This is a genomic window from Pontibacter sp. MBLB2868 (assembly GCF_051904785.1).
Taxonomy (GTDB): Bacteria; Bacteroidota; Bacteroidia; order Cytophagales; family Hymenobacteraceae; genus Pontibacter.
The window spans coordinates 3138633-3164319 of the sequence record NZ_CP196710.1 but is presented as its reverse complement, the minus strand read 5'-3'; the positions used below and the strand labels follow the sequence as shown (position 1 = coordinate 3164319).

Sequence of the window (25687 nt, the reverse complement as noted above, 5' to 3'; positions counted from 1 at the left end):
ATCAGGTTAGATTTGTAAGATAGTTCAGTAGCTTTTCTTAATGTTTACTCTTTTGCCAACAGCAGGAGTGGCTGCGCTTATACTTAGAAAATCAACCTAATCTATATCTAATTTCAAACTTTTATGATTAAACATTTACAAAAAGTAGCTGCTCTTGCCTTATTGGGTGGACTGGTTTTAGCAGGCAGTAATGCTTCTGCTCAGGTTACACTCACAAACCTGACTTATTCGCAAAACTTTGATGGAATTGGTGCAACAGGCACAACTTTGCCTGAGGGATGGACTGCAGTTAGATATGCAGGTACCGGAACAGCAGGTGCAACACTTACACCTGTTGTATCAGATGGTTCTGCAAACTCAGGAGCAATTTATAATGTAGGTACAACCGATGCTACAGATAGAGCAATTGGAAGTGTAAGTTCTACCTCTACAAATGTTAGATTTGGAGCAGGTTTTACAAATGGAACAACAAGCACTATTGGAACAGTTGCATTTGCCGCTACCATGGAGCAATGGCGAACAGGTTCTCTTGCTACAACAGATGAGACTACTGCTTTTATGTATAGTCTGAATGCTTCAGGTATTAATGATGAAGCAGCTACTTGGACTGCGTTGACTTCAATGGATTTGGTTGAGATACTAAAGAGTGCTACAGACAATGCAGCAGTTGATGGAAATGCTGCTGCCAACAAAATCGGTATAGCTGGTACTATTTCAAATCTTACTTTAGCTCCAAATGAAACTTTATGGATTAGATGGAGCGACCCAAATGATAGTGGTTCTGATGGGCTATATGCTATTGATGATTTTAGTATGACTTTGACTGCTGCCACTACTACTGGTATCGCAGATGCTACGAAAGGTATGTTCAGTATTTACCCTAATCCTATGCAAAACCAGAATGTAAGATTATCGCTTCCTGGTCATGTTGCGGGGCAGAATGTTACTCTAACAGTATGGTCAGTAGAAGGAAAAGTAATTTTCCAGTCTGCGGGTAGCCAGTCTAATGTGCAACAGTCACTGAATGAGAAAATGACTTCTCTACCTAAAGGAATGTTCTTTGTGAATGTTGCTGCCGGAAAGGAAATCTATCAGACTAAGTTGTTAAAGAACTAACAGCTGTAGCTTAAAATAAAAAGAGCCTGCCACTTCAAAGTGGCAGGCTCTTTTTATTTTAAGCTATTTATGACTTTCCCTCGTCGGGTGCCAGATTGTAAAATATATGGATTTCGCTATGTTTTATTGGATATTTAAAATGCAGTTAGTGCCAATGGAAAAGAGCTGATGCCTGTAAAACTTATTTTGTGATATTTAAAGAAAAATACCCCATAACAGTGGTTTTAATTGTAATAGTCTGATTATGAAGTTATACATAACATTTATGAAGATATAGATGCTAACTTTGTTTCATGATTCAAGGAACTGCGAGATATATCAAAAATCCACTTTCCTCTGGCCTGGCAGCGCCTTCCTGTCTCTGTAAATCAATTCGTTCTACACTAAAGCAAATTTATTATGACTAAAAATTTACAAAAGCTAAGTGCCTTTGTACTGGTATTCTATGCCTTCTGCAGTAGCAGTGCATTTGGGCAAAGTAATCCCGTAGCACAAAATCTGCCTTTTAGTACAGATTTCAGCAGCATGCAGAATACCACGTTATTACCAAATGGTATAGCAGCCTGGTATAGCAACTATCAGGATACAAAAGCTGGAGCCGAGGCTTCAGTGCCAAATGCCGATGCTCCGATCATGGCTACTTCATCAAAACAGACCAGTAGTAGTAGTGTGTACAACTATACACTCGATGGTAACAACAGACTTTACATACAGCTAACAAGTAGCAGGGCAAACCAGATAGCTGCGGCTGTTAACACTACAGGTAAGGCTAATGTTAAAGTGGCTTATGATGTAGAATTGGTAAATAACCAGCCACGTTCTGTTGGTGTAACACTGCAATATAGGGTAGGTACAACAGGTGCCTGGACAACTGTAGCGAACACCGATTATAGCAGCACATCAAAATCAACGGAGGGTGCCGTTGAGTCTTTCTCTGTAAACTTACCTTCAGAGGTATTAGACAAGGCAGTAGTGCAGTTGCGATGGGTAACCTATGAAATTACTGTTTCAGGAGTATCTGGTAACCGTGATGGTATAGCCCTGGATAACATTGTGGTTAACGACGGAGCAAGCACTGTTGCACCGATTTCAACCAGTGAGTCGGCCCTGGGCTTTGGTTCTTTGGCTGTAAATGAGGCAAGCAGTGTACTATCTTACACGTTAACCGGAAGTGATTTAACCAGCGGAGTAACACTGACCACGGTGAGCCCCTTCAGTATCTCAAAAAGTGCAACAGGTGAGTTTGTGCAAAGTATAAACTTCTCTGCTACTGAAGTTGCTGCGGGGGTGCCGGTATACGTGAAAGTAAACACTGCAACAGCCGGTGCTTTTGTAGGTAGCGTTGTGCATAGCAGCACAGGATTGGCGGATGTTAGCGTAACGTTGGCAGCTGAAGTATATAGCCCTTTTGTACAGAATTTTAATAACTGTGCAGGTTCTGCCATCAGCGGTGGCTGGATGCAGTACAGTGTAACAGGTGCCCAGACCTGGGCTTGCACTACCTTTGGAATGGAGGGAAATGCGGTTCAGATGTCTGGATATGAAGGTATGGCTAACGCAAACACTGACTGGCTTATTTCTCCAAAACTGGATATCAATAGTTTTGCCTTTCCGCTACTTTCATTCAATTACAGAACCAAGTTTACGGGAGATGCGCTTGATGTAAGAGTATCTACTGACTACAGTGGCTCCGGAGACCCTGCTGCTGCTACCTGGACAACTATAGAAACTCTGGAGGCAGATGATGCTGATGTTTGGAAGACATTTGAGAACTTTAATTTGGAGGCCTACAAATCTGCTAATACCTATATCGCTTTTGTTTATACTTCAACAACATCAAGCGCAGCCCGCTGGACACTGGATAATTTCCAGCTGCAGAATGCAGCAAGTTATATCAACACCAATGACTTTAACCTAAGATTTGATGAAACTGCAGTAGGCGGGGTGTCTGCTCCGAATCAGTTTACTTTTGAAGCGGGGGGCTTTACGCAAAACGTTATTGTAACTGCTCCTACTAATTTTGAGCTCTCTAAAGATGGTACAACCTACGCACAATCCTTAACCTATACTCCTGCAGAGGCAGCAACTACAAATACGGTTTTCGTGCGCTTCAAGCCTTTAACAGCAGTTGCCTTGAGCAGCGGACCAGTAAGTTTTACAAGTGGCTCAGAACCGTCCGTAACACGTGGCAGCCTGTCTGGTTCATCCATACTGAGAGCTGCTACCCTGGATGTTGTTACCTGGAATTTGGAATGGTTCGGTTCTACCAGTAACGGACCATCTGATGAGGACCTTCAGTATGCCAATGTAAGGCTGGGGCTTAGTGCCTTGAACGCAGATATTATCGCGTTGCAGGAGGTAGTGGATGAGGTTAAAGCACAGCAGCTTGCCCAGCAGTTAGGCTATAACTATATCAGTGAGAAAATGTCGTGGCAGGGCAGTAACGATCAGATAGTTGCCTTTATGTATAACCCTGCCGTGGTAACTGTAAAGAAAGAGAAAGTGATCCTTTCAAAGCTTTATACTGATATACTGGCAAATACAACAACCTTATCAGGTTATCCTACAGGTAACTCGAACCTGCTGTGGGCAAGTGGACGTTTGCCTTACCTGGTACAATTTGAAGCCAATATTGATGGGGTGAAGCAGACTTATAACCTGATCAACATACACGCTAAAGCAAATAGCGGAGATGACATGGTACAGTATGACCGACGTAAGTATGACCTGCAGGTTTTAAAAGATACTTTAGACGCCCAGTACGCTAATATGAACCTGATTTTGTTAGGTGATTACAACGATGATGTAGATATGTCAGTGGTGGGTACTGGCAATGCTTCTACTTATGAGGCATTTGTGACAGATGAAGATTATATAACGCTGACCTACAACTTAAGTACGACAGGTGCTGCTACTTATGAGTCAAGTTCTCTGCAAAGCTTCCTGGATCACCAGATCATATCCAAGCCACTAGCGGAGGAGTACATCGATAATTCCATTAATATCGAGTCTCAACTGTTAAATCTGATACCAAACTACAGGTCCACAACTTCTGATCACTTGCCTGTTTCAGCTCGCTATTACATTCAATCAGAAACGACCACAGGAATTGCCGATGCAACTAAAGGGCAATTCAGCGTGTATCCGAATCCGTTTGTAAACAATGTTAAGCTGGATTTGCCAGAGCGCGTGTCAAACATGCGCAGCATCAGCCTGGTTATTTATGGCATTGAAGGCAGAAAGCTACTGGAGGTAACTGGTTCAGAGAGAGAGGTGCAGCAGCATTTGAACAGTAACCTTACTAAACTCAGTAAAGGCCTTTATATCTTAAAGGTTGAGGCTGGTAGTGAGATCTTCCAAAGCAGAATGATCAAGCAGTAGAAAAAGTAAAAAGCTTATAAAACAGGAAGGCCTGTCGCATTGCGGCAGGCCTTCCTGTTTTATAAGCTTTTTACTAATAACCGGCAGCCGCATCGTCTCCGCGTGGGTCGGCACCAGCCTCTAGCTTTCCGTTCGGTAATACCCTTATTGCATCAATTCTGCCATAAGGGCCTCGCTCCTGCAGTTTATATCCTTTGCGCTGCAGGATGGCCCGCACCTCCGGACTGATCGCATCTGGCTCATGCTGAATCTCATCTGGGAGCCATTGATGGTGGAACCGGGGAGCAGCAACAGCCTCCTGCATATTCATCCCATGCTCCACTACATTAAGTATAGCTTGGTACACAGAGGTAATGATTGTGGAGCCGCCTGGCGTGCCTACCACCATAAACAGGTTGCCGTCCTTCTCAACAATTGTTGGCGTCATGGAGCTAAGCATGCGCTTACCGGGCGTTATAGCGTTCGCTTTGCCACCAACCAGGCCATACATATTCGGTTCTCCCGGCTTCACACTAAAATCGTCCATCTCATTGTTAAGCAGAAAACCAGCTCCCTCTACTACAACTTTAGATCCATAGGCCCCATTAAGAGTGGTGGTAACAGAAACCGCATTGCCTGCAGCATCTACAATACTAAAGTGGGTTGTTTGTTCTGATTCGTACACCGGTAATGTACCGGCTTTTATATCAGCTGAAGCCGTCGCGTGGGCAAGATCAACTGAAGACATCCGATCTTTCAAGTACGTTTTATCCAATAGCTTCCGGACAGGTACTTTCACAAAGTCAGGGTCGCCGAGGTAAGTAGCCCGGTCAGCGTAAACACGACGTTCTGCTTCTGCCATCAGTTGAATTTCCTCAGGGCTTTGCCATCCATACTTCGACAGATCATACGGCTCCACCATTGTAAGAAGTTGTAACAGTGCTACGCCTCCGCAGGAGGGCGGACCCATCGAGATCACTTTATAGTTTTTATAATTGCCAGAAACGGGCTGGCGCCATATAGCTTTATAATTAGCCAGGTCCTGGTGCGTGATGATACCACTGCCTTTCTGCATTTCATTTACGATCAGGTCAGCAGTTTTTCCTGCATAAAAGCCTTCTCTGCCATTATCTCGAATTCGCTCCAGTGTAAGTGCCAGATCTGGGTGGCGTAACGTATCACCAGCTACCCAGGTTCTCTCTGGCGCCAGGTATGGTCTGTGCTTGTTATACTTCAGAAAAGTAGCTTTGGTATTATTCAATCCTGCAGCCTCCTTTTCAGTAAGCACAACACCATTTCGGGCAAGGTCAATAGCAGGTTGCACTAACTCAGCCCATGGCAGGGAGCCCAGCTTTTTATGAATGGCATACATGCCGTCTACTGTGCCTGGTACGCCAGCTGCCAGGTGGCCGGCAGTGCTCAGGTTGTCTATCACCTTTCCGTCTTGATCCTGGTACATCGTTTCAGTGGCTGCAGCAGGGGCCATTTCCCGGTAATCCAGCGATCCGACCGTGCCATCGCTATCGCGGTTAACAAAGAAACCGCCACCGCCAATGTTGCCTGCTACCGGGAAAGCCACGGCGAGTGCAAATTGAGTGGCAATGGTGGCATCGTACGCGTTTCCACCTTTTTTCAGTATCTCCAGACCAATACGCGAAGCCTCCGGATGTGCAGATACCACCATAGCCTTATCTGCAGTATAAGGCGTGCTGGCAGAAACCGGGGTTTCACGATTGGTTTTACAACCAATGATTAAAGCAGGAGCCAGGGAGATAAACAGAAGCCATACTTTTAGCATGTTCTTTTTGCTGATCGGGGTATACGCAGTAAGTTTTGTTTGCATTGGTAGTGTTTTGTTGTTAAGACTGACAAGATAAAAAAAAGCGCCAGCTATGTTTAATAGCTGGCGCTTTTTTGGATATGTATGTTTTACTATTTAAGATCGTTCTCGATCACAGCTACTGCTTCCTCCACATATATATCTTTCTTCAGATTCTTCAGGAACTCCTTGTTACGGGCTGCCTGTGCAGTATCAGAAGCTATCTCTTTCAGGTCCTGCTGCAGACGTGCCACATTAAGTACCGGCACTTCTTTCTGCGCTTCTTCGTAACGCTTTGCTTCAGCCTCTGACTTTCTTTCTTCAGCAAGGTATTTCTCAAACTGCAGTGAACGAACAGTGTTATCAGCTTGCTTCTTCAGGCGCTCCGCGCTTTCTTTTATTAAGCTGAAAGACTTATTATGTGCTATTCTCTGACGGCTATTGGCCTGTATCTGTGCAATATTCAGCTTGTTATTCATCCAGGTCTGATACTTAGCAGGACTGATCTCATCAAACGGAAGTGGATAGTCTTGCTCTTTCTCCCCAAACTCAAGGTAACTATAAGCATCCGGAAGTATAACATCAGGCGTTACCCCACGCAGCTGCGTAGTACCACCATTAATACGGTAGAATTTCTGTGTTGTCAGCTTCAGAGCACCAAAAGGCTTGTAAGCATCAAACTGTGACGGTAGCGCCTCGTCAAGCTCAAAGAACTGCTGCACAGTGCCTTTACCATAGGTCGGGCTACCAATAATTACGGCACGCTTGTAATCCTGCATTGCTGCTGCTAAAATCTCTGATGCAGATGCACTGTTAGAGTTTACAAGTATGGTAAGCGGGCCATCGTATTGTATCTGTGGATCGCGGTCGTCTAAAACAATGGCTTTGCCTGCAGCAGTTTTCACCTGCACGATAGGCCCTTTGTCAATAAATAAACCAGCCATTTCCACTGCATCGGCCAAAGAACCGCCACCGTTGTTACGCAGGTCAAGAATTAGCCCTTTCATACCAGCTGCTTTTAGCTTCTCAACTTCTTTTTTAACGTCGGCACCACTGTTGCGGCCACCGTTGCGCTCAAAGTCGGCATAAAAACCAGGTAATTTTATATAGCCGATCTTCTCTTTGTCATTGATCATGGCAGACTGGGCATATGTCTCCTCAAACACGATGACATCTCTTACGATTGGAATAACCTTAGTAGAGCCATCCGGCTTTCTGACAGTTAAGCGAACTTCTGTTCCTTTCTTACCACGAATCAGTTGTATGGCATCATCAAGGCGCATGCCTTCGATTAATACAGGTTCGCCGTTGCCCTGCGCCACTTTTTGGATGGCATCATTCGGCTTTAGCTCCCCTTGCAGGTAAGATGGGCTACCCGGTACAATTTCCATTACTTTTATCTGGCCGTCCTTTTCCTGCAGCGAAGCACCAATTCCTTCTAAACGACCTGTAAACTCGATATCGAAATCTGACTTGGCCTTAGGTGGGAAATAGCCTGTATGCGGATCATACACGTTGGCTATCGCATTGATATAAGTAGAACGTCGGTCTTCATTGTTCACTTTTTTCAAGCGCTCATAAAGGTCATCGTACGTTTTAACAAGTTTCTCGCGGGCCTCTTTTTCCATCTGCTCAAACGACTTCTTCTCAGTCTTTGGATCTTTAGCAATTGCCTTTTCCTGCTCTTTTTGCATATCAGCCAGGCGTACCAGTGTCTGGTACTTCAGCTGCTTGCGCCAGGCTTCTATAAGGGCTGCTTTATCTTTGGCATAAGCCAGGTTTTTACCATCCAGCTCAATTGTCTCATCTTTAGAGAAATCAAATGGCTGAGCAAGTATTTCCTTATAATACGCCGCTGACTCTTTTATGCGCTGGTCGATCAGCGCAGCCGATACGTCGAAGAATTCATAGGAACCTGCACGCAACTGGTCGTCAATAGCAGTCTCATACTTTTGAAGCTTCTCTACATCAGAAGCTAACAAGAACTTCTTGTTATAGTCGAGGCGCTCCAGGTAAAGCTTAAAGGCTTTTTTAGAAAATGAGTCATCTATTTTCTCAGGTCGGTAGTGGCCGGTGCTTAAACCTTGCATCAGTGCCTTGATCAGGATCTCATTTTTTCCTTCAGGCGTTTCACCTGATTTGTAGAGTATGAATGATCCCGTCAGTAAAACAACTGCAAGTACCGACAATATTATTTTAATTCTGGTTGTCAATGATAGCATCTATTTAAATTAGTTGAACCAAATTAGTATAGGCAAAAGTAGTGCCGCATATTAGTTTATAACCCTAATTGGTGGCTTATATTACGTAATGTAGCACAAATATTTTTATATACATAGCCCGGAGTTATCGCCTCGGAGCCACTGGTAATAGCATCACCTATAAACTAGGGTCTTATACGTGAGCTTATGGCAACATGCCACGCTTATTATAACTCTGTACCGGTTTTTTTCGTTTCCGATAATAGAAACAAAATAATTGAAAGCTATGAATAATGAAAAAACAGTAGATGTATTACAAGAACTAAATCAATTCGTGAACGACAGAATCGAAGGTTATAAGCATGCAGCTAAGGTAACCAAAGATCCTGCGCACCAATCATATTATAAGGACCTTGTTAATCAGAGTACAAAATTCTCTAATGAGATCAACAGTACGATCAGCAACTTTGGAGGAAGCCCTGAGAAAGGAACTACTGCTAAAGGTAAAATTTACAGAGGCTGGATGGATGTGAAGGCCGGTATTACCGGAAGCGACGAAGAATCTGTTATTGAATCCAACATATATGGCGAAGAGTGGGCCCAGAAAGCTTATAACGACGCTTTAGACCATAAAGGGGAATTACCTCAGAACGTAGTGCAAATGGTTGAAAAACAGAAGCAAACTTCTTTAGCCACTTGTGAGCGTTTACGTCAGATGAAGGAATCAGCTGATTAACACTTATTATTAACTTATAGAAATGGGTTGCCTTTAGTGGCAACCCATTTTTTTTTATCAAAATCAGGCGCATGAAAAACATTCTTTTTTTAGGAGACAGTCTTACTGCTGGTTATGGCCTGCCGGTTTGGCAGGCGTATCCCAGCCTGATACAGCAAAAGCTACAGCAGGAAGGATATTCTTATCATGTTATCAATGCAGGACTCAGCGGAGACACTTCGGCAGGAGGCCTTCACCGGTTAGGACACTGGCTTAAAGAACCTGTTGCGATATTTGTGCTTGCTTTAGGGGCCAATGATGGCTTACGCGGAATACCTGCACGCGAAACCACACAAAACCTGCAGCAGATCATCGACAAGGTACAACTGCATTCTCCGGAAGCAAAAATTGTACTTTCCGGTATGGAGATACCAGACATCGTGCCTGGCCGTTATGCGGCAGAATTCAGAAAGCTGTTCCGGGAATTAGCAATTAAAAACAATATCAGCTTCATTCCTTTTTTACTGGAGGGTGTGGTGGGGATACGGAACCTCAATTTACCGGATGGCATACACCCCAATGCGGAAGGGCATAAGATATTAGCAAACCACACGTGGGCAGTTTTAGAAGGGTTATTGGAAAAATGAAGGGAGACACTATGTTGCCTCCCTTCACTCTTGTTAATTATTGGCTTCTTCTATAATAGGTTTAGCTATGCCTCCATCACGGTTCTTCAATTCTAACTCATAAGCAGCAGCCTGCTCCATGTGTGCCCTGAGCTCTTTCTGAGTATTACGTGCCCACAGTGTAAAAGCAGATGCGTCTGCCTGTTCCACGTTTTTTAAGGCATCGTCAAAATCATCAATAGCATCTTTCTGAGAGTCTTTTATTTGATCCCACAGGTTAAGGTCATATTTATAGTTCTGCTTGTCCTCTTCCTTTACTTCCTCAATATATTCCAGTTGGTCATCTTCCAGTCTTTGAGGCAGGACCACGCCATAGCGTTTAGAAAGTGACTGCAGTTCGTTCTGCTTTGTCGTTACCCAGTTCATGAGATCCTGGCCGTATGCTTTGGCGTTGCGGGTTTCGCTTTTTTCCATTGCCCTTTGGGCCAGCTCCTTCTGCAGCATGATATTTCGGGCAGCTGTCACAAAAAACTCCTGTCGCTCCTGTGTTAGGGTAGAGTCTACGCCGGCTACAGTAGGAACTCCGTTTTCATTGTCATTCACCTGTTCTTTAGTCCCGGAGTCGCAGGCGGAGAGACTAAGGAAGAGGAAAACACACATAGTGGCTATTACAATGTTTTTCATAGTTCGATGGTTTAGGTATATCACTATACCTGTTGCATACGAAACATTAGAAAATTGTTTGCCTCATCAGCAGGATGATCTCAGGTAACATGAAGAGACAGAATGTTCTGAAGGGTAGGGATAGAAAGGGGCTTACGAATAAACCCTATTACGGCCTCGTAGTTCTGTGCACGTGCCTCATGTTCAGGCTCCTCTGAGGAAGTGAACATAGAGATAAGGGTTTTATACTTTTCCTGATACCCCAGCGCATAGTAACGCTCCAGGAAATCAAAACCGTCAAGTGTCGGCATGCTGATGTCCAACAGGATCAGGTCCGGGAAAGCAGCATCGTGCGAAACCGAGATATTGTGTAATAAATCGAGTGCTTCTGCTACACTGTGGCACACAGAAACCAACTCACTGGCGTCAGCATCTTCAAGTATTATCTGTGAGAAAAGGTTATTAATCTTATCATCATCGATAATGAGAATATGCTTCAGCTTATACATGCTTGCGTATGTTGTCTGCATTGCTCTATACTAAATAAAGAATGATATTCAATTTAGAGATATTTTTGGCAAGGTCAAGACAAAAATAGTATAGAATTATTTTATTTTTTTAATGTACCTGACAAATAGTACAGCGGTGTGGGGTTATGCAGAGTTTCAGTATTAGTAAAAGACTAAAATATAAAAGCCTGCCTGCTCAACTAAGAGCAGGCAGGCTTTTACGTTAATTCAGGAGTTGATTAATAATAAATATGCTCTCCACGGTTTTTCTGGAAATGCGACTCAAAGTAACGGGCATCTTCTGAAGAGTGTGGTTTGAAACCAAGCACAATATTACCTTCTTTGATACCAGTCTCATATACTTTAGCTCTTTCTTCAGGTATACCTGCACCAACCAGCGCACCGATCAGTCCACCTGTAAGGCCACCTGCACCGGCACCGGCTAAACCTGCTGCCAGTGGTCCAGCTACTACCAGACCTAAACCTGGGATAGCCACTGATGTACCGATTGCTGCTACTGCACCAATAATGGCACCTAAAGTACCACCAATGGCAGAACCAGCACCTGTACCTTCAAGCGATTTGTTTCCTAATTCAGTTCTATCTTCTTCATCTGTGTCTTCTACGTCTCCAAAGTGGCGCTCACGAGCCTCATCAGACATTACAACATTGATATCATCTTTATCATATCCACGTGCTCTTAATTCATTGTAAGCACGTTCAGCACTTTCTCTATCTCGGAACATGGCAGTCATCATGCCCTCATTTTCATTCTTGTTCATCATAGCTTTTGTTTTATGGTTTTGTCGATTAAAATTAAAATCAGCCTATATAGATAATTTCTTTTTATAAGCCGTTGGTTTATAATAACGATGACAGGTGCTTTTAGTTACGGTTCTTGTACCTGCCTTAAACACGGTTTATAGTTCATTCAACTAAAAAGTATTGCCGGTCACCCATTATTATAGTGCTACTTCTGTGGTGGAACCAACACTTTGTCAACAACATGAATGACACCGTTAGACGCATTTACATCTGCTGTAAGTACTTTGGCGCCTCCAACAGTTATAGTAGGGCCATCTCTTTTTACAATCACCACTTCGCCTAAAGCTGTTTTCATTGGCATATTGTCTTGCATTTCGTTAGCTGTTATCCTGTTTGGCAGCACATGTGCCTGAAGTAGCTTTGTAAGCTCCAGCTTATTGCCGGGGCGTTTCAGGGCTTCCAGGGTACCTGCGGGTAAGGCAGCAAAGGCTTCGTTGGTTGGGGCGAACACAGTATAGGGGGCAGGGCTCTCCAGAACTGTAACTAAATCTGCGGCCCTGACTAACTCCAGAAAGGTTGACAGGTCAGGGTTTTGCTGTACCAGCGCAACAATATTCATCTCGCGGCCAACCGGATTGCTAGCGGAAACGTTTGGGTCCACCTCCTTTTCCAGCGACATGTCAGTGTCAGGGTCCATAGGTGCCTGCGACCCTTGTGATGGATCTTCTTTGATCTCGGCTTCTAGATCGGTGCCAGTGGTTACATCTGTGCTACTATCGGAACTGGCACATCCGGATAATGTAAATATGCCAACAAGAACTGCTAAAAGTGGGTATCTGAAAATTCTTTTCATAGGTTTATAGATCATTATTGTTTTGTTTTTACTTCTACGGTATAAAGTGATAATCAGAAATATTTGCATAAAAAAGCCCTCCTTCAGAGGGAGAGCTTTTTGTTTTTTCTGACTTTTAATTAACGAATTATGTCTTCCTGTGCATACTTGCTCGGAAGAATTACATTATCTACAACATGAAGCAAACCGTTGGACGCTTCTACGTCAGACACCTGAATTTCGGCGCCGCCTATCATAATCTTTGTGCCATTAAGCTCCATTTGAACGGGGATATACTTGTCATCAGAAATCTTGATCCGTTGTGTACTATTAAACTGAGTAGAACCTACTTCACTCGGAAGCACATGCACCTTAAGTACCTCTATCAGCTTCGCTTTATTTTCTGGTAGCAGCAGCATTTCAAGATCCTGCTGTGAGAGTTTTGAAAAAGCCTCGTTGGTAGGTGCGAACACGGTATAAGATCTGTCTCCCATAAAATCCTGAGATAATCCCGCAGTTTCCATCAACTGAACAAAAGTGCTAAGATTAGGACTTGTTTTAGCAAGGGCCATCAGGTCATATTGCTCTGTATCGCCAATGTCTTCAAACATTTCATTAATCTCAACAGGGTTTTTCAGAGAAAGGGCGGCTATCGGAATTGTGGCAATTGGCGCAGATACTTCAGTTGTAACCACCACAGCATCGGCATCTTCCATATCAGAAGTATTACCACCCATTGTTTGTGTCTCGCTCATGGTCACTTCATCTTCCATGGCTGTTGTATCATTCATATTATCGGAACTGGCACAGCCGGAAAGCAATACAGATGCAAGGGCTGCTACAGCTAAAGGTCTTATTTTAATAATTTTCATAGTTTTTAATTTAGATTAAACATAGGTTTCAAGCCTGACTCAGTGAGCCGGCTACGTATGAACGTGTTCTGCCTGGCTTGCCAGGCAGAACACGTTGCAGATTTATAGAGTGAGAATATTATTGACCGTTATCGGTGGAGGTCTGAATAACACCGTCTACTACATGTAATAAGCCATTGGAGGCCTCTACATTAGGTTTTACGATTTTTGCACCGCCAACTGTTACACCTCTCATGTTATCCACGTTAACATTGATGTAGTTATTGTCGGCTGTTTCGATACGTTGGTTGTCCTGAAACTGCATCGAAGAAACTTTGGAAGGCAGCACATGAAGTTGCAGTACTTTAACTAGTTCAGCCCGGTTTTCAGGCTTCATCAACATATCCAGCTTCTCTTGTGGCAGTTTACTAAAGGCTGCGTTGGTAGGGGCAAAAACTGTATAAGGGCCTTCACCCTGTAAAACATCGGCAAGGCCGGCAGCCTGAACAAGGCTTACAAAGGTAGAGAGCTGAGGATTTGTCTGTGCAAGTGCTACAATATTGTATTGAGCGGTATTACTGATATCTTCGAACATGGCATCATAATCCATATCTGCGTCCATGTCCATGTTAGAATCCATGTCCATGTTGGCGTCTGTGTCCATCTCTGTTTCCACTTCAGTGTCTCCTGCCATTGTTTGAGTTTCACTCATGGTAGTGCTGTCATCCATGGCAGATGTATCATTCATTTTATCAGAACTGGCACAGCTAAACAAGGACATAGATGCCAAAGCTGCAATAGCCATTGGGTTTAAAATTATTTTTTTCATAGCTTTTCAGTTAATTGTTTTTCAGGATTTAGTCATCCTTTAACTATGTTTTAACTGAAATTCTCTGAAAATGTTAACCCAATAGCACTGAAACGGGATTGATAAGACTGTTTGAAAAGGTGTATACTAAAAGGTAAGGTGCCTTTGCTAATTAATTATACACCTTTACTACAAAGACATAGTCTTTTAGCTTTTTAAGCTGTTGTGGTCTTGAGATACCTGTTAATGTGTTCTTTTTAGGCAGAGCTAACGGCGATAATGTTGTAGATGCAGGCAATTCGCTTATCATTTGTAACAGGTATGTTGACTTCACGGCGAATGCGGCACCTTCCTGACCTGCCTGTTTTCCGCTTATCACCCCGATCATATTACCTTTATCATCAAGAAGTGGTCCACCGCTGTTGCCAGGGTTGAGTGGAATTGAGATCTGATAAGAAGTAGAGTCACCTTCGAAACCTGTTGAGGAACTAAGCGAGCCTTCACCGAAAACAACATCTTCACGTGGGTAACCTAACGTAAACACTCTTTCACCCAAGTCAGAATCTGCAGTTTTAAAAGTATATGGCAGCTTCGCAAAACCTTCAAAGCCAGGGTCAGAAATCTTTAGAATAGAAAGATCGTGTATTTCATCCCGGTATACCTCGTTCACTTTATACTTCAGACCTGCCTTGTTCTCGATCATGATAGAATCAGCTCCTTCTACTACATGCGAACTGGTAACCAGGTAACCCGCTGCCGAAATGGCAAAGCCAGTGCCACTGAAAGCAACAGGGTGGGGAACAGGCTTAACGGCATCATTTATACCGTTGATGATGGCCGTCTGTGTTTTCTTCAGGCGCTCCACCTCACGGCGAAGTTCCACGTAACGGGCTGTTTGCTGCTGAACCGGTGACTTAAGTTGCTGCACACTCCATAAGGTGCCGAAAACTGATAAAAGGGATACACTTGCGGCTACTGCAATGGTCTGCTTGTGGCGGTTCCAGGTAACCTTCCATCCGTTTGGTGCCAAAACCGAGCTGGTTTCCGACTGCATATCAGAATGGATGCGGTTCAACTTCTGTTGCAGCGACTGGCGCTGCCCGAACTTACGCATAGTCTGCAGTAACTGCTTATGCTCACGTACCTGGCTTGCCAGGCGCACATCAGTATGCATCAGGGCCTCAAAAGTTAACTGCTCTTCTGCAGTCATCTCTCCTTTTAAGTAGCGCTCTATCTGTTCGTAAGTACGGTATTCTAACATCTCTGTCTCTCTTTTAGGCAAAGCCTTTATAAACAAAGCCCGTTATACCTCAGGCTTATAGGTGGCAAAAAATAATTTTTTCAGTCGCTGCAGGCACTTATACTTTTGGTTCTTGGCTGTATCTGAATTCGTATAGCCAAACTTTTCGCTGATTTCCTGCATATTCAGCAGCTTGATATAATAGTCTTCGATCAGGGACCGGCAAGGCTCACCTAACTGCTCCAGGGATTCGCCCATTATGCCAAACTGTTTCTCCTGCTCTTCATGCCGTTGCGTATCATCATCTACTGATACAAAAGAATCGGTATCATCCAACTTGCTAACGTAACGACCTTTTTCGGCAAGGCGCTTTAACCAAAGCCTTCTGCAAACAGAGTACAGGTATGTTTTGATCTGGCAGCTCAGCTCCAAGCTATTATCCTTTATTTTCTCATAAAACACGATGACGCCTTCCTGGTAAATGTCTTTGGCTTCGTCATCGGTTCCGCTGTTACTCAAAATAAAATGAGATATCATCGGGAAATAAAGTTTGTACATATGGGACAGTGCCCTGTCGTCGTCGCGCCGGATTCCCTCCATGATCGCCTCATCCGTCTCATACAAACTCTTCTTCATTCCAGTCAAATTTTAATACGTTTAAGGGCATTTAGTAACCCATCAAAAAAAAGTTTTTAAAATTTTAAAAAAGTTGGGTTACCTATTCTGCGTTTCGGTATGAACTGTCAAAATCGAAACCAAAACACTTAATCACAAACACAAAATGAAAAATTTATTCACTTTCGCTATCGTAGCCCTTGCTCTTTCTTTCTCAGCTTGTAACAACGAAGAAGCAACTACTGAAACTGAAGCTACTGAGTCTGAAGTAGTTGAAGAAACTCCAGTTGTTGAAGAAACTGTAGTTGAAGATTCAACTGTAGTTGTTGAAGAAGCTCCAGCTACTGAGACTCCAGCTGTAGAAACTCCTGCTGCTCAGTAATTAAAGCAAGAACTACGGCGATAAGCTTATAGTTCGAAACACACAGCGGGACCTCGTACTTCGGTGCGAGGTCCCGCTGTTTTTATGTCGAGGACCAATAAAAAGCGGGAAGGCCACCGTAATGTATGGCTTTCCCTTTTTTTATTATTTGTTCTTGCGGCGTTCCATCTCACGCTTGATGAGCGTAAACTCGCGGCTACTTTGTCCGGCAATGGCGGTATTTTCGTTGGCACGGCGCAGAAGGTATGGCATTACAGCCTCTATAGGACCATAAGGCACATACTTGGCTACATTATACCCGGCATTTGCAAGGTTGTAAGACAAGTTGTCGCTCATGCCATACAACTGTGCGAAATAAACGCGCGGGTCATTATGCGCAATATTATGCTCCTCCATCAGCTCAACAAGCAAGTAGCAGCTTTCTTCGTTGTGCGTGCCGTTGCAAAAGGAGATCCGGTCAATGTGTTCTACACAGAAACGCAGTGCCTCGTTAAACAGCGCATCAGATGCTTCTTTAGTCGGGTTAATCGGATTTTCGTACCCCTCTGCGGCAGCTCGCCGGCTTTCCTTCTCCATGTAGGCACCCCTAACCAGTTTCGCACCCAGGTAATAGCCTCCTTTTATGGCGTTCTCATAGTCTTGCTCCAGTACATCAAGGCGATCGTGGCGGTAAAGCTGGTAGGTATTATATATGTTGGCTTTCTCTTTATTATAGATCTCCATCATCTCATAAGCCAGATTATCTATCGTATCTTGTATCCAGCTTTCCTCTGCATCAATAAACACTCTTACATCGCTGTCGTGGCAGCGCTTGCATATCAAGTTCACCCTATCGCGTCCACGCTCAAAAGCGGCACGTTCTTCTACGTTAAGTTCCTGCTTTTTCTGTACCTTCTCTAAAAGCTTAATGTCTATCAGGCCAGTAACTTTGAACACAGAAAACGGAATGTTCTTGTTGCCATGTGCTTTTTCGATAGAGTGAAGCAGTTCATCACGGGTAGCATCAAAACTTTTCTCGTCGCCTTCGCCCTCTACAGAATAGTCCAGGATGGTGCCAATGTTATACTTGGCCAGTTCCTGTATCGCACGCTCCGACTCTTCGATGGTCTCGCCACCGCAAAAGTGGTTGAAGATCGTCGGTTTTATTAAAAACTTTATCGGGAGGTGCAGGTTAATGGCAGTGTTTAAAAGGCTGCCGCCCAATTTTACAAAGGTGTTGCTGTTCATCGACTTAAACAGCAGGTACATTTTATATAACTCAGCATTAGACTTAGAAGAGAAAGCTACGGCTGTGTCATCAAAGGATAAGTTAGTGATCGGGTTCATGTAAGAGTTATTAACGCTGCAAAGATAGTGCTTCAGGCACAGTTCACAACCTTTACGATATCAAATCGGGCTTATTTTGGTTGGATACCAGAAACTTAAACTACTGTGGCCTGGGCCTTGTTTTAGTAGTGCAGATGTATGGTTTGTGGTGTAAGTGCAATGCTATACTCTTGGAATGGAACAAAGGGGGATGAAAAGATGCTGCACTGGGCTTTTGTCTGAACAAAAGTTACCTTTGCAATAAGTTTTAAGTGAATGGAATTTAACAACAAAGAGTCATTTTTTAAAAATCTGCAGGCAGGGCAGGGCAAGCCATTGGTTATAGCTGGCCCTTGCAGTGCCGAGAGCGAAGAGCAGGTAATGCAGATTGCGGGAGCACTTGCACAACAAAACGTGCATTTGTTCAGGGCGGGTATCTGGAAGCCTCGCTCAAGACCCAATTCTTTTGAAGGAATTGGGGTACAGGGGCTGGAGTGGCTCCAGCGTGTTCAGCAAACTTTTAAGATGCCCGTTACAACCGAAGTGGCAAACGGCAGGCACGTAGAACTAGCCCTAAAGCACGGCATAGACGTACTCTGGATTGGAGCCCGCACTACCGTTAACCCGTTTGCGATACAGGAAATTGCCGATGCTTTGCAAGGTGTGCAGGTGCCGGTGATGGTTAAAAACCCTGTAAATCCTGATCTGGCCCTTTGGATAGGAGCTATTGAACGCATCTATAACACAGGAATCACAGATATTGCCGCCATTCACCGTGGCTTTTCCTCTTACCAGAAGTCAAAGTATAGAAATGCCCCCGTGTGGCAGATACCTATTGAGCTGAAGGCCCGCTTTCAGGCTTTGCCTGTCATCGTGGACCCAAGCCACATTGCCGGTAACCGCGAGCTGATATTCCCGGTTTCGCAAAAGGCGCTGGACCTGGGCTACGATGGTGTGATGATCGAAACACATAACAGGCCAGACGAGGCGTGGAGCGATGCAGAGCAGCAGGTTACACCGGAGACTTTAAAAAATATTACCGATAAGTTGCAGGTAAGGAAAGTAACTTATGACGATGCTGAGTTGGTGAACAGAGCGGAAGAGCTGCGACTGCAGATCGATGCTGCTGACCATGATATTATTGCCGCTTTAGCCAAGCGCATGGCACTGGTAGAACAGATAGGGGAGTATAAAAAGCAAAACAACGTGCAGGTACTTCAGTTGGAACGATGGAAAGAGATTTTTAGTAGCCGTGCAGCGTGGGCCGCCGAGGCTGGTATAAACCCTGATTTTGTTGCTGAGCTATACAAGCTAATCCACGTAGAGTCTATCAGGCAGCAGACACAGATATCGAACGAGTAAGCTTTTACGAAAGTGAAAAGAGTTGTTGTTTGCTCCATTTAAGAAGCCTGACTTTTAATGTAATTCTATGACAGAAACCATCTATATCGGTAACGAAGTTCTTAAGGAGCTGACAGAACTGCTGAAAAACAGGGCTTTTAGCAAGGTTGCAGTGCTGGTAGATGAAAATACGCTGGCACAGTGCTACCCGTTGCTAAAGCCACACCTGCCCCCACACGATCTTATACAGATTAAAAGTGGAGAGGAGCATAAAACCCTGGATACTTGTACTTACATCTGGCAACGGATGACGGAACTGAACCTGGACCGTTGGGCTGTACTCGTGAATTTAGGCGGCGGTGTGATCGGGGATATGGGTGGTTTTTGTGCTGCCGTATTTAAGCGGGGCTTGTTCTTTGTGCAGGTACCTACTACACTCCTGGCACAAGTTGATGCCAGTGTGGGTGGTAAAACAGGAATCGATTTTCAGGGATTAAAAAATCATATAGGCGTTTACAAAGAACCACAGGCAGTGATCATCAATCCCTTATTTTTGCAAACCCTGCCACCTCGGCAGTTAAAATCCGGGTATGCGGAAATGATTAAACACTGGCTGATAGCTGATGCGGATGCTTTTAAAGCGCAGCGACATGTAGGGCTATTTACAGATGATTGGGAGGAACTGATTCGCCACTCGGTTGCCATTAAGTCAAAGGTTGTGGACGCTGACCCGCAGGAGGGAGGCTACCGCAAAGTGTTAAACTTTGGGCACACCGTAGGGCATGCACTCGAAAGCTACCTGATGGACAAAGCCGGACGTGAGTTACTGCACGGGGAAGCCATTGCGGTGGGTATGCTATGCGAGGCCTGGCTATCGGTGAAGCATGAGCTTTTGCAGCAACAGGAGCTGGATAAAATTGAAACGTTCCTGATATCGGTGTATGAAAAAGTAAGGCTAAACGAGGAGGACATTCAAAATATCGCGCAGTTTGCTTTACAGGATAAGAAGAATTCTCATACTACCATCAACTGCACATTATTGAACGGAATCGGGCATGCCGTATATGACCAACCCATAACCACTCGTGAGATCGTGGAATCACTCCGTTATTACGCTTTACTATGAGCCAAAGCATTTCTGTAAGTCACCCTACCGGCATCCTTAGGGGTAGTATTAAATTACCGGCATCTAAAAGTGAGGCTAACCGGGCACTAATCATCGCTGCACTTTCCGGTGCTGAAACCGAGCTGCAAAACTTATCCGAGGCAAACGACACCCAGTTGCTGCAACGCCTCCTGAAAAGTGATTCCGGGGTTATTGATGCCGAAGATGCCGGTACGGTTATGCGTTTCCTGACGGCTTACTATGCCATTACGGGGCAGGAGAAGACCTTAACCGGAACAGAACGCATGTGCCTGCGGCCTATCAGCGTGCTGGTAGAAGCACTGCGGGAGCTAGGTGCTACGATAGACTATTTAGGAGAAGAGGGTTTCCCGCCCCTGAAAATCAGTGGTTTTAAGGGAAGCGGGAAAAAGCAGCTTTCTGTTCGCAGCGATATCAGCAGTCAATATATTTCTGCCTTACTTATGGTAGCCCCGTTACTTCCGGACGTACTGGAGTTGCACCTGGAGGGAAAGATCGGTTCACGGCCATACATTGAGATGACACTTTCCCTGATGCGACATTTTGGCGTAGCAGCAGAGTTTATCGAAAATACCATCACCGTACTGCCCCAAACATATAAGCCTGCTACGTTTAGTGTGGAATCAGATTGGTCAGCGGCAAGTTACTGGTATAGCTTCGTAGCTCTGGCGAAAGATGCAGAGGTGACATTGTTAGGGCTGAAAGAAGATTCTTTTCAGGGCGATAGTGCCATTGTCGGCATCATGGATCGCTTAGGTGTTCATACTATGTTCACCGAAGATGGGGTACTATTAACTAAAAAGCACCATGAAAAACAGGTGACCTATGACTTTTCAGATTGTCCTGATCTGGCTCAAACCATCGTTGCGCTCTGTGCGGGCTTAGGTGTTACCTTGGAACTAACAGGTATAGAAAGTCTGCGCATCAAAGAAACTGATCGGATCCAGGCGTTGCAGATAGAAGTGTTAGCCATGGGGACTTCTTTAGAGGAGATCAGTCCTGGAGTGTTCAGACTGGAGCCGGGCATTATAGCAGATAAAGAGCTGTCCTTCAGAGCTTACCAGGACCACCGTATGGCCATGGCTTTTGCTCCCATCGCTCTATTGCATAAAGTAGAAATACAGGAGCCTAGTGTTGTACGGAAATCGTACCCAAGGTTTTGGGAAGATCTGGAGAAGGTTGGCTTTGAAGTGAAGTATAAAGACTAAAGCTAAACTTGCGGCATGAGCAGAATTAGCTTAACTCCTGCAATACCTCCTCTATCACCTGTTGCAGATAAGCCGGTGCGTTTAATAACCTGCTTCCGTACCAGCTGAACATCTCACCGTCTACTATTTTTATACTTGCTTGCGGGCACAGCTCCCGGAACTCCTGTACATGTTTTTCCTTGAAAGGATAGGGCTCTGAAGACAGAAGTATAAGCTGCAGGTCTGCCTCCTGCAGTTGCGCTGGCCTTATCTCGGGATAGCGCGGAAAGTTGCCGAATACATTTGAGAAGCCGCATTGCTGCAGCATGTGATCTATAAAATTCTGCTTACCCACAGCCATAAAAGGGTCACGCCAGATGAAGTAGGCTGTTTTTATACTTGGTTGCGCCGGCCTCAGCAGTTCAAAGCATGAACTTATATTTTGAGTTAATTCAGTTGCTTTTGCCTCGGTACCTGTTAATTGCCCTACCTGCAGTATCATCTCCAGCGCATCATCTAAAGTATAGATGTCACTCATCCATACTTTATACTTTAGCTGTAGTTGCTCAATTCCCTCCTGATAGTTCTCTTCCTTATTCCCAATGATCAGGTCAGGATTCAGTTCATCTATCTTATCTAAATGAAAGTTCTTAGTGCCGCCGATAATGGTTTTCTGCTTTACCTGCTCTCTGGGGTGGATGCAGAATTTGGTTACGCCTACAATTCGGTCTGCTAAACCCAAGTCAAATAAAAGCTCCGTTTGTGAGGGGACCAGCGAGATGATTCGCTGCGGACTTTTCAGCAACGTTACCTGGTGGCCCATTTGATCAGTGAAGGTCATTTCTTATAGTTAAGCTAACGTTATAGGTATAAACGTCTTAACTGTTGTATTCCATAAAACGGAATATAAGCCACTATCGCATCCTTAACGCTCATGTTTGTTGTTTTGCGGCGCTTGTTAAGAGCAATCGGAAAGTAGATTAATAGCGGGAATACAGCAATAAAAAGCTTAGATGGCACAGGTGTTAGAACAAATATCGTCAGTGCTGCAACAGTAAGAAATGATATCAGCCAAAAATTAGTGCAGTTCATGCGAAAATGATAATTGCTTATTATGGTTTTGCAAAGTATAGGCGGCGCCACTCGTAGTAGCCTATGCCCGGAACTATAGCTTTAAGTGATTCAGTGAAGGTCAGGCCCACCTGCTTCCGGCGAATATTAAGAACAATAACCTGTAAAAAGAGAATGTTAACGATAAATATCCATGGATATACTGTATCTTTTAAAATATAAGTACTCAGAACGAAAGCCGCCCATGGCAGTGCCATCAGGAGCCAGAAAAGATATCGATTCATAACATACCAGTTAATTGTACTAAAATTACATAAAATAAGGAAAAAAAACCCCAGCGCTTTATAGGTGCGTTGGGGTTTTCTGGCTGGCTAAAAGTTAATTCTTAGCTAAGGTAACGGAAGTCCTGTTTGTCCTGTATTTTCAGCACTGTTTCGTAGATCATCTTAATCACATTGTCCACGTCATCTTTATGCACTGTTTCTACGGTGGTGTGCATGTATTTTAATGGCAAAGAGATCAGGGCAGAAGCCACACCCGCATTTGAGTAGGCAAAAGCATCTGTGTCTGTTCCGGTTGCACGTGAAACGGCAGAACGCTGGAAAGGTATCTCTTTTTCTTTGGCTGTATTAATGATCAGGTCACGCACGTTGTTCTGTACGGCAGGGCCATAAGCGATAACCGGGCCTTTGCCACAGTGAATGTCGCCGCTGGTCTTTTTCTCATACATCGGAGACTGCGTGTCGTGGGTTACGTCTGTGATGATGGCAACATCCGGCTTAATACGATGTGCGATCATTTCAGCGCCACGCAAGCCGATCTCTTCCTGCACCGCATTTACTACATACAGGCCGAAAGGTAACGTATTATTATTTTCCTTCAGCATACGGGCAACTTCTGCGATCATAAAACCACCGATGCGATTATCCAGTGCGCGGCCCACATAATAGCGGTCATTCATTACAGTGAACTCATCTTCGAAGGTTGCTACACAACCAACGTGAATGCCCATTGCTTCAACCTCTTCACGGTTGCTGGCACCACAGTCCAGGAACACCGTTTCGATGGTAGGAGCTTTGTCGTTCTCGACTTTGCGTACGTGAATGGCAGGCCACCCGAAAACGGCCTTTACCACACCTTTGGCAGTATATATGTTTACACGCTTCGAAGGGGCAATCAAGGCATCAGAGCCTCCGTTGCGTTTCAGGTAAATGTAGCCTTCTGGTGTGATATAATTTACAAACCATGAGATCTCGTCCGCATGTGCCTCAATAACTACCTTATAATCAGCCTGAGGGTTGATAACTCCAACTACAGTGCCGTAAGTGTCAACAAAATACTCATCAATGTATGGCTTAACATACTCCAGCCACATTTTCTGGCCTTCTGATTCAAAGCCGGTTGGAGAGGAGTTATTTAGATATTTCTGCAGAAAGTCAAAAGATTCTTGTCTCATGTTTTACTAATTAGAAATTAGAAATTAAAAATTACAAAGGATTAGAACCAGAACACAGCGAAGGCCTTAGCACTTAACTGCACTTCTAATTTCTAATTTAAAATTCATAATTTATTAAAGCGGGATATTCCCGTGCTTTTTACGCGGAAGTGTCACCGCTTTGTTCTCCAGCATCTTGAAAGCCCTTATTAGCTTGGCTCTTGTTTCTGAAGGCGTGATCACCTCATCGATAAAGCCGCGGTGTGCAGCGCGGTAAGGAGTCGCAAATTTATCTTTATACTCCTGTACTTTTTCTGCCAGTTTTGCAGCCGGATCTTCGGCCGTTGCAATCTCACGTTTAAAAATGATCTCGGCAGCACCCTGCGCACCCATTACCGCGATCTCAGCTGTTGGCCAGGCAAAGTTCATGTCGGCGCCAATATGTTTCGAGTTCATTACGTCGTAAGCACCGCCGTATGCCTTGCGGGTAATAACGGTAATGCGCGGCACAGTAGCCTCGCAAAAAGCATATAACAGCTTTGCACCATTCGTAATAATACCTCGCCACTCCTGGTCGGTACCTGGCAGGAAGCCTGGTACATCTTCAAGTACAAGTAGGGGCACATTAAAGCTGTCGCAGAAGCGTACAAAACGTGCGGCCTTTGTGCTGGCATTTATATCCAGTACACCGGCAAGCACAGAGGGCTGATTACCAACAATACCAATGCTGCGGCCACCAAGGCGTGCAAAACCAACTACAATGTTCTCACCGAAATTTTTATGCACTTCAAAGAAAGAATCGGCATCTATAACGCCCTCTATCACTTCGCGCATATCATACGGCTGGTTCGGGTTCTCCGGGATAATGGTATCCAGCACTTCACGGGTTTCATTCTGGCCGGCTTCGTAGGGCAGGCTAGGAGGAAGCTCCTCACAGTTCTGAGGGATATAGCTCAGGAGTTTTTTCAGGTAATTGATACATTCAACCTCATTTGCACAGGAGAAATGTGTCACGCCACTCTTGGTGCTGTGCGTGCTGGCACCGCCAAGTTCTTCTGAGGTTACTTCTTCATGCGTTACCGTTTTTACTACGTTCGGACCAGTCACGAACATGTAAGACGTATCTTCCACCATCATGATAAAGTCTGTGATGGCAGGTGAGTATACCGCACCCCCGGCACATGGCCCCATAACGGCAGAAATCTGAGGTATTACGCCAGATGCAAGCGTGTTACGGTAAAATATGTCTGCGTAGCCGCCAAGCGATACGACACCTTCCTGAATTCGGGCACCACCGGAGTCGTTCAGGCCAATGATCGGAGCACCATTTTTCATGGCAAGCTCCATTACTTTCACGATCTTCTCAGCGTGTGTCTCTGAAAGGGAACCGCCAAGTACTGTAAAATCCTGGGAGAACACGTAAACCAATCGTCCGTTTATCGTGCCATAACCAGTAACAACACCATCTCCTAAATAATACTGTTTATCAAGGCCGAAGTCTTTGGAGCGGTGCATCACAAATTTGCCGATCTCCTCAAAAGAGCCTTCATCCATTAGCAGGTGAATGCGCTCGCGGGCTGTCAGCTTCCCTTTTTTGTGTTGTGCATCTATTCGATCTTGTCCGCCTCCTAATAGTGCCTCCGCATTCTTACGTTCCAGGGTTTCATTTTGGGCTTGTCTGATTTCTCCGGCCATTTCAGTG

Annotated in this window: 23 protein-coding genes; 8 read left to right on the top strand and 15 right to left on the bottom strand. The window is 44.6% G+C overall.

What is annotated here, in order from left to right:
* Window positions 1-123 precede the first annotated feature (123 nt).
* Window positions 124-1116 (top strand): T9SS type A sorting domain-containing protein, encoded by a 993-nt coding sequence (locus tag ACSX1A_RS13520; RefSeq protein ID WP_439880171.1) that lies wholly within the window; start codon window positions 124-126, stop codon window positions 1114-1116.
* 399 nt (window positions 1117-1515) lie between these two features.
* A complete protein-coding gene (locus tag ACSX1A_RS13515; RefSeq protein ID WP_439880170.1) occupies window positions 1516-4497 on the top strand; it encodes a choice-of-anchor J domain-containing protein in 2982 nt (993 codons plus the stop codon).
* Window positions 4498-4570: 73 nt separating this feature from the next.
* On the opposite strand, the gene ggt is transcribed toward ACSX1A_RS13515, so the two are convergent.
* Both ggt and ACSX1A_RS13505 read right to left on the bottom strand, forming a co-directional pair.
* Window positions 4571-6319: a gamma-glutamyltransferase gene (gene ggt, locus ACSX1A_RS13510; protein WP_439880169.1), complete on the bottom strand. Its 1749-nt coding sequence runs from the start codon at window positions 6317-6319 to the stop codon at window positions 4571-4573.
* 89 nt (window positions 6320-6408) lie between these two features.
* On the bottom strand, window positions 6409-8517 hold the full coding sequence (locus ACSX1A_RS13505) for a carboxy terminal-processing peptidase (protein WP_439880168.1): 2109 nt from the start codon (window positions 8515-8517) through the stop codon (window positions 6409-6411).
* A gap of 265 nt (window positions 8518-8782) precedes the next feature.
* On the opposite strand from ACSX1A_RS13505, the gene ACSX1A_RS13500 reads away from it, so the two are divergent.
* On the top strand, window positions 8783-9232 hold the full coding sequence (locus tag ACSX1A_RS13500) for a ferritin-like domain-containing protein (RefSeq protein ID WP_439880167.1): 450 nt from the start codon (window positions 8783-8785) through the stop codon (window positions 9230-9232).
* Between the two features lie 71 nt (window positions 9233-9303).
* The gene (locus ACSX1A_RS13495; RefSeq protein ID WP_439880166.1) at window positions 9304-9858 is read left to right on the top strand and encodes an arylesterase; all 555 of its coding nucleotides are present in this window, start codon (window positions 9304-9306) and stop codon (window positions 9856-9858) included.
* A 33-nt stretch (window positions 9859-9891) separates the two neighbouring features.
* Here ACSX1A_RS13495 and ACSX1A_RS13490 read toward each other — a convergent pair whose 3' ends face one another.
* The 8 genes from ACSX1A_RS13490 to ACSX1A_RS13455 all read right to left on the bottom strand — a co-directional run bounded on the left by ACSX1A_RS13490 (window position 9892) and on the right by ACSX1A_RS13455 (window position 16141).
* Complete coding sequence (locus ACSX1A_RS13490) at window positions 9892-10521, bottom strand: DUF4142 domain-containing protein (protein WP_439880165.1); 630 nt, start codon at window positions 10519-10521, stop codon at window positions 9892-9894.
* Window positions 10522-10601: 80 nt separating this feature from the next.
* Window positions 10602-11030, bottom strand: a complete 429-nt coding sequence (locus tag ACSX1A_RS13485) for a response regulator (RefSeq protein WP_439880164.1) — start codon at window positions 11028-11030, stop codon at window positions 10602-10604.
* A 218-nt stretch (window positions 11031-11248) separates the two neighbouring features.
* A complete protein-coding gene (locus ACSX1A_RS13480; protein WP_439880163.1) occupies window positions 11249-11794 on the bottom strand; it encodes a hypothetical protein in 546 nt (181 codons plus the stop codon).
* A gap of 185 nt (window positions 11795-11979) precedes the next feature.
* Window positions 11980-12627 (bottom strand): fasciclin domain-containing protein, encoded by a 648-nt coding sequence (locus tag ACSX1A_RS13475; RefSeq protein WP_439880162.1) that lies wholly within the window; start codon window positions 12625-12627, stop codon window positions 11980-11982.
* Between the two features lie 119 nt (window positions 12628-12746).
* On the bottom strand, window positions 12747-13478 hold the full coding sequence (locus ACSX1A_RS13470) for a fasciclin domain-containing protein (protein WP_439880161.1): 732 nt from the start codon (window positions 13476-13478) through the stop codon (window positions 12747-12749).
* A 118-nt stretch (window positions 13479-13596) separates the two neighbouring features.
* Entirely contained in the window at window positions 13597-14286 is a 690-nt protein-coding gene (locus tag ACSX1A_RS13465) for a fasciclin domain-containing protein (RefSeq protein WP_439880160.1), read from the bottom strand.
* 151 nt (window positions 14287-14437) lie between these two features.
* Window positions 14438-15526 (bottom strand): S1C family serine protease, encoded by a 1089-nt coding sequence (locus ACSX1A_RS13460; RefSeq protein WP_439880159.1) that lies wholly within the window; start codon window positions 15524-15526, stop codon window positions 14438-14440.
* A 42-nt stretch (window positions 15527-15568) separates the two neighbouring features.
* The gene (locus ACSX1A_RS13455) at window positions 15569-16141 is read right to left on the bottom strand and encodes an RNA polymerase sigma factor (protein ID WP_439880158.1); all 573 of its coding nucleotides are present in this window, start codon (window positions 16139-16141) and stop codon (window positions 15569-15571) included.
* Window positions 16142-16286: 145 nt separating this feature from the next.
* Here ACSX1A_RS13455 and ACSX1A_RS13450 point away from each other — a divergent pair, with 145 nt between their 5' ends.
* The gene (locus ACSX1A_RS13450; protein WP_439880157.1) at window positions 16287-16502 is read left to right on the top strand and encodes a hypothetical protein; all 216 of its coding nucleotides are present in this window, start codon (window positions 16287-16289) and stop codon (window positions 16500-16502) included.
* 144 nt (window positions 16503-16646) lie between these two features.
* On the opposite strand, the gene ACSX1A_RS13445 is transcribed toward ACSX1A_RS13450, so the two are convergent.
* Entirely contained in the window at window positions 16647-17828 is a 1182-nt protein-coding gene (locus ACSX1A_RS13445) for a proline dehydrogenase family protein (protein WP_439880156.1), read from the bottom strand.
* A gap of 255 nt (window positions 17829-18083) precedes the next feature.
* Between ACSX1A_RS13445 and ACSX1A_RS13440 the strand changes: the two genes are divergently transcribed.
* The 3 genes from ACSX1A_RS13440 (at window position 18084) to ACSX1A_RS13430 (ending at window position 21500) form a co-directional block, all read left to right on the top strand.
* The gene (locus ACSX1A_RS13440; protein ID WP_439880155.1) at window positions 18084-19169 is read left to right on the top strand and encodes a chorismate mutase; all 1086 of its coding nucleotides are present in this window, start codon (window positions 18084-18086) and stop codon (window positions 19167-19169) included.
* Window positions 19170-19236: 67 nt separating this feature from the next.
* Complete coding sequence (gene aroB, locus ACSX1A_RS13435; protein ID WP_439880154.1) at window positions 19237-20274, top strand: 3-dehydroquinate synthase; 1038 nt, start codon at window positions 19237-19239, stop codon at window positions 20272-20274.
* Window positions 20271-21500, top strand: coding sequence for a 3-phosphoshikimate 1-carboxyvinyltransferase (locus tag ACSX1A_RS13430; protein WP_439880153.1), 1230 nt, complete (start codon window positions 20271-20273; stop codon window positions 21498-21500). The genes aroB and ACSX1A_RS13430 overlap by 4 nt, the downstream gene beginning before the upstream one ends.
* Window positions 21501-21525: 25 nt before the next feature.
* On the opposite strand, the gene ACSX1A_RS13425 is transcribed toward ACSX1A_RS13430, so the two are convergent.
* The 4 genes from ACSX1A_RS13425 to ACSX1A_RS13410 all read right to left on the bottom strand — a co-directional run bounded on the left by ACSX1A_RS13425 (window position 21526) and on the right by ACSX1A_RS13410 (window position 25680).
* Window positions 21526-22320 carry an ABC transporter substrate-binding protein gene (locus tag ACSX1A_RS13425; protein ID WP_439880152.1) on the bottom strand — a complete coding sequence of 265 codons (795 nt, stop codon included), beginning with the start codon at window positions 22318-22320 and terminating at the stop codon, window positions 21526-21528.
* 271 nt (window positions 22321-22591) lie between these two features.
* Entirely contained in the window at window positions 22592-22834 is a 243-nt protein-coding gene (locus tag ACSX1A_RS13420; protein WP_439880151.1) for a hypothetical protein, read from the bottom strand.
* 101 nt (window positions 22835-22935) lie between these two features.
* Window positions 22936-24006, bottom strand: a complete 1071-nt coding sequence (locus ACSX1A_RS13415; protein ID WP_439880150.1) for a M42 family metallopeptidase — start codon at window positions 24004-24006, stop codon at window positions 22936-22938.
* A gap of 114 nt (window positions 24007-24120) precedes the next feature.
* Window positions 24121-25680 carry an acyl-CoA carboxylase subunit beta gene (locus tag ACSX1A_RS13410; protein WP_439880149.1) on the bottom strand — a complete coding sequence of 520 codons (1560 nt, stop codon included), beginning with the start codon at window positions 25678-25680 and terminating at the stop codon, window positions 24121-24123.
* Window positions 25681-25687 lie beyond the last annotated feature (7 nt).